Below are 5,183 nucleotides of genomic sequence, written 5' to 3' on the forward strand. Positions count from 1 at the left end.
AACCAAAAAATCTCATTTTACAGATTAAGAGCCCTTCTCGTGCCATGCTTATAAAAATCCGTTCTCCGCTGTCGAGTTGAAGCTGGCTGAAACAACGACCACGTGGTTCATTCATATATGTAACAACTCTTCCCATGCAGTGATCCTCGCTGTAGTGAGCATACTTCTTAGGTATCATCAAATCCGACTCAATTATTTATTTATTTCCTTGATGCCTCTTTTTTCGCTAGGCTTATTAATTGTTTCATAAAAGCCTCTACATACTTTTTGCAAACAGCCTTCAGAATCTGAGTTCCGGGGACAGTATACTTAACTATTTATTTCATCCCGTAAAGTGGTTCTGCGCTGAATAATGTGGTGCGAAACGCCTGGAGCTATTACTTTTGCTATTCGTGATATGACTCAATATAATAGTCAGATGGAGAAATTTCAATAGTTAAGTATACTGTCCCCGGAACTCCGGAACTCCGAAATGGGATAAGATCATAGAATTTCGCAATTCCTTCAGCTTAGGCCAGCTTAGGCCAGCTTGGCCGGACAGCTTACGGCCTTAATAGAACGGCTATATTTTCACCACTGTAAACAGAATCAATAGCTCTCTGACATTCATCAAAGGGTATTATCTCGGAAATCAACGGTTTCGGGTCAATCTGTTTGCGGGCAATCATGTACAGGGAATCCATCATACTACCGCCCAGGATACCGATGATGCTGAGCTGTTTTACTGTCCAGAGCATCGGGTTTACTTCCATGGGTGAAACAAAACCGGCGAGCACGATAGTACCGCCTCGTTTTGCCATCTCCGCCGCCTGGTTCAAGACCCTGCCGTCACGGACACAGATCAGGATAGCGTCGGCGCCCTCACCGGTTAACTTTACCACTTCGGTGAATACGTCGACTTCGTTTACATTAAGCGCGGCATCAACCCCCACTTCAAGGGCTTTATCCAAACGTGACTGAACCAGATCAACAATGATTACCGGCGATGCGCCGGCCACCTTGGCGGCCATGGCGGCCAGCAGGCCAAGCTTTCCAGCACCGATGACCACTGTTGACAGACCTGGTCTCACGCCGGCCTTTGCTACGGCACCATTTCCGGTGCAGAGTGGTTCTACGAACACCGCCGCTTCATCGGCCACATGATCGGGTACCTTTATTAAACCATATGGAGTAGATACGAAATACTCCGCCATGCATTTATAGCTTTCATAGTCCTGAACCGGTCCTTGGATGCCCTGGGGGTCTGGGCGCCCCCCCAAAGGGATCGCTCTGTCACCCACCGACCAGCCGCGAACCCCCTCACCCACTTCAACCACTTCAGCGATAAACTCATGTCCCGGTATCGCCCCCGGACGGATACTGCCTAATTCGGCAATTGTCTTTTTTATTGCTGCCGGTAGCTGGGTTAACCCCTGGGTTATGAGTTGAAATGAACCGTCAAGATACTCCAGATCGCTGCCGCAAATGCAGGCGTATTTCGTCTTTAGCAATAGCCATCCCGGCTCAACTATTGGCGTTGGGATATCTTTGCACTCAATCCGTCTTTTTTCTCCTGTAGCAATACACGCTTTCACGATACTCTCCTTTCAGTTTTCAGCACCTCATTAACTGGAGGCAGGTCATCCAATTTATACTCTGGAATTCCGGCAACACACCAACCGAAATTATCTCGTCCTCCGGGATCGAATCCAATTAGATAGGGCATTGATGAATACCTAACATTCAGAATAATAAAACCATGTCAAAATGTCTGAATGCATCTTTAATGTCTGGTAGCTTGTTCTTAGGACATGGTACCTTCCTCTTATTCGGATGTGATCTGTTAGGTGCTTTTCTTACCGGAAGCCCACATATCTCTTTCGCATGGGCTATCCAGCATGTCTTTGGAACGAAACCATGTTTCTTTTTTACGTACTCTTGAATTTGTTTGTAAGTGGTCATTTTTTAAAACACCTTTTTACAATAGAGTATAACTTTCTTGCCATTATCGTTACCAGCACCAGCCGCTGATTCTTAGCGATTTCGTATGGTAACATTAAAAAAAGGTAAATTCAAGGATACCCGAATTAACCGTTTGTGTTCATTAGGGTGTGCTTTGCGCACCATTTATTGACGATCCGGAGAGTTTGTGGGTTCAACACGACAGTTCGCCTCACATCCCCATCTCTTTTCCGGCTTATTCTCCGGCTTAAGCTCCGGCTTAATCGGCCAGATACATGTCCTGTGATTCTTGGAGGGTTTCCCTGAGCACCCTCACGCATTCGTCAATCTGTTCGTGGGTGATGATGAAGGGCGGTGCGATCATGATGTGGTCGCCGCGGCCCTGTTCGTCCTCCCAGTAGCCCGGGTAGAAAAACACGCCCTTGAGAAAACAGGTCCTGATGATGTTCATCTTGACGTTCTTGTCTTTTGGGAACGGCTCTTTCGTGGCCTTGTCCTTGACGAACTCGATGGCCCACAGCATCCCTTTGCCGCGGATATTCCCGACCATGGGAAATTCTTCGAGCTCAAGGAGCTTTTTTTCGAGGTACTGGCCCATTTCTTCCGCACGACCGATCAAGCCCTCTTCCTCGATGATGCGCTGGACCTCGTTGCCTATGGCGCATGAGAGAGGGTGGCCGGAAAATGTGTACAGATGCTGGAACTCCGCCTCCTTTTCTTTGAACAGGTCAGTCAGTTCCTCCTTAACCGCCATGCCGGCTAGTGGCGCATAGGCGCTGCTGGTCCCTTTGGCAAAGGTGGCAATGTCCGGAACCACGTTAAAATGATCCATGCCCATGTTCTTTCCCGTTCTTCCGAATCCGGTTACCACCTCGTCAACGATGAGCAGAACATCGTATTTGTCGCACGTCTCCCGGATGATCGGAAAATACTCGGGAGGCGGAACAAGCCCACCCCCGGCCGAGGCGACGATCGGCTCAGCAATGAACGCCATAACCGTCTCAGGCCCCTCCTCGAGAATCTTCTTTTCGAGATCAAAGGCACAGTCAATGTCACAACCTGGATACTCCTTTCCAAAAGGACACCGATAGCAGTAGCTCGGCTCAACGCGCGGGTTCTTAAACAGCATCGGGATGAAATCCCTCTGGCGCACCTTAACATCGCCGATTGACAGGGCTAAGAGGGTCATGCCGTGATAACTCAGGTTCCGGGATACGATCTTGTATTTGGCCTCACGACCGGCCAATACATGGTATTGGCGGGCAAACTTGATGGCCGCCTCATTCGCCTCAGACCCACCGGAGCAGAAATACACCTGGTTGAGCTCCGGAGGCATGAGCTTCTTTATGCGCTTGACGAGCTCGATTCGGGCCTCGGAAGCGAAAACCGGCAAGATGTAGGAGACTTGCTCCAGCACCCTCTTTGCAGCTTCGGCCACCTCCTTGCGCCCGTAGCCAATGGTCACGGCCATGGGCCCGCCCGAGGCGTCTATGAACCTTGCACCCGATGAATCATACAAATACACTCCCTCAGCCTTGGTGATCAGGATCGGAGGGAATCCAGAGAGAGGCAGAAACATGTTTTCAAAGACTTCTTGTATTTCCATAATCTTTTCACCTTTCAATCGTATATTTCATCAACTTCGGATAAAACCTTAGCCATCACTTTAAACCCAAACTCGATTTCCTTGTCCTTAATCTTCAACCGCGGGGCCACACTTTAAATCATATGCAGGGAGGGCCGGGTTCATATGGAACGGTTTCCATCCAGTAGGAACGTGTGCGAAAGTCGGTGTCATAAAGATCAGCCATTTTTTCTCCCTTCCGCGGGCATACTAATACTTCGCCGCTTACCTGTTTTTCCGGCTGAGTTCATTGCATATTTTGTAATTAAACTTACTTTTGAGCGAAATGCTCCTCATTGTTTAATGGCTCGAGGGATAATAAGTCAAGATTACTTCAATACCTTTACGTTCCATAGGTGAAAAGCCTCGGAGGTTTTGGGCACCCAGTTATAATCAATCCGATCGCGCATGGCGTAAATCATGTACAAACCAAAAAGCGGTAGGGTGTCGGGGTCCGCGTTGTTGAGCTTGTGTATTTCCTTCAGAATGGCCAAACGTTTCTGCTCATCCATTTCCGTGGCCTGGGCGTCAATCAATTTATCCATGATTTCTTTATCCGGACGGTTATCCCAGTTGGTATAGATGCCGGTGCTTTTCATACCCAGCATGAGCCGCCAGATGGGGTCAAGGCTGCCGTCCCAGGGGAAAATATCCATGTGACCTATTTCCTTTTGATGAGTTCTGGCCCAGGTCAGATAGGTCCCCAGTTCAGCCTGATTCAATCTTATGGTCACCCCCACGTCTTTCATGTATTTCTGGATGGCGGCAGCTACTTGAGGCGCGTTTGGCGCGTAACCAATAGCGTATGTGAGCGTTAAAGGCGTTCCAGGCTTATAGGATGATTTTTTAACTAGATCCTTAGCCTTTTCCGGGTTGAACTCAACCTTGTATGTCGGGTCATATCCCAGTTCCACCTGGTCCGCTTCCATGTAAGAGGGATAGCCTTCTCCAAAAAATATCGCATCCACAATTTCCTGCCGGTTGATCGCGTAATGAAAAGCCAGCCTCAAGTTTTTGTCGGCCATAAGCGGGTAGGGCATGGGCTCGAAATCCATAGCATTATAACTCGGGGACATATCGGATCGCTTGACCTTAATCCGCTTGTTGCGTTCGAGTCTTTTGACCATGTGAGGCAGGATCCTGTAGGTGAGATCTACCTCTCCGGTTTCCAGCATGGCTAATCTAGTCATTTCATCCGTGATGATAAGGAATTTCAATGTCTTGAAATTGGGCTGGTAATCGTGGTGATTTTTAACGGTTTCCATGGTGATGCTCTCACCCTTCCTCCATGCCACGAGTTTGAACGGTCCGCTGCCAACAGGATCTTTATTCCATCCTTCCCGTCCTATCTTGTCAAAATGCTTTTTCGACCCGATGGACATGCCCATCAGTTCTTTCCAAGGGGCATATTTCTTTTTCAGCCGACAAATGAGGTTATAATCATCTATGATCTCAACATCCGTAATAGTCCGGTAAACGGATCTCAAGATACTCGCGTTTTTTCTATCCAGATGCTGCTGCCATGAAAACCGGACATCGTGCGCCGTGACCGGCTCGCCGTTACTGAACTTTGGCCCCTTTCTTAGTCTCACCCGAAAATCTTTGCCATTTTCCATCA

3 protein-coding genes are annotated in these 5,183 nt (G+C 48.4%); all 3 read right to left on the reverse strand.

The window, feature by feature from the left end; genetic code table 11:
* Positions 1-542 precede the first annotated feature (542 nt).
* Positions 543-1,574 carry a zinc-binding dehydrogenase gene (locus JRI95_16200; GenBank protein ID MBW2063085.1) on the reverse strand — a complete coding sequence of 344 codons (1,032 nt, stop codon included), beginning with the start codon at positions 1,572-1,574 and terminating at the stop codon, positions 543-545.
* 626 nt (positions 1,575-2,200) lie between these two features.
* Complete coding sequence (locus JRI95_16205) at positions 2,201-3,547, reverse strand: aspartate aminotransferase family protein (protein ID MBW2063086.1); 1,347 nt, start codon at positions 3,545-3,547, stop codon at positions 2,201-2,203.
* Between the two features lie 347 nt (positions 3,548-3,894).
* Positions 3,895-5,157 carry an ABC transporter substrate-binding protein gene (locus JRI95_16210; protein MBW2063087.1) on the reverse strand — a complete coding sequence of 421 codons (1,263 nt, stop codon included), beginning with the start codon at positions 5,155-5,157 and terminating at the stop codon, positions 3,895-3,897.
* Between the last annotated feature and the right edge of the window lie 26 nt (positions 5,158-5,183).

This window comes from Deltaproteobacteria bacterium (assembly GCA_019308995.1).
Lineage (GTDB): Bacteria > Desulfobacterota > Desulfarculia > Adiutricales > JAFDHD01 > JAFDHD01.

Coding starts and splice junctions, on each gene's coding strand:
- JRI95_16205 (MBW2063086.1), bottom strand. CDS start 3,547: ATGGAAATACAAGAAGTCTTTGAAAACATGTTTCTGCCTCTCTCTGGA.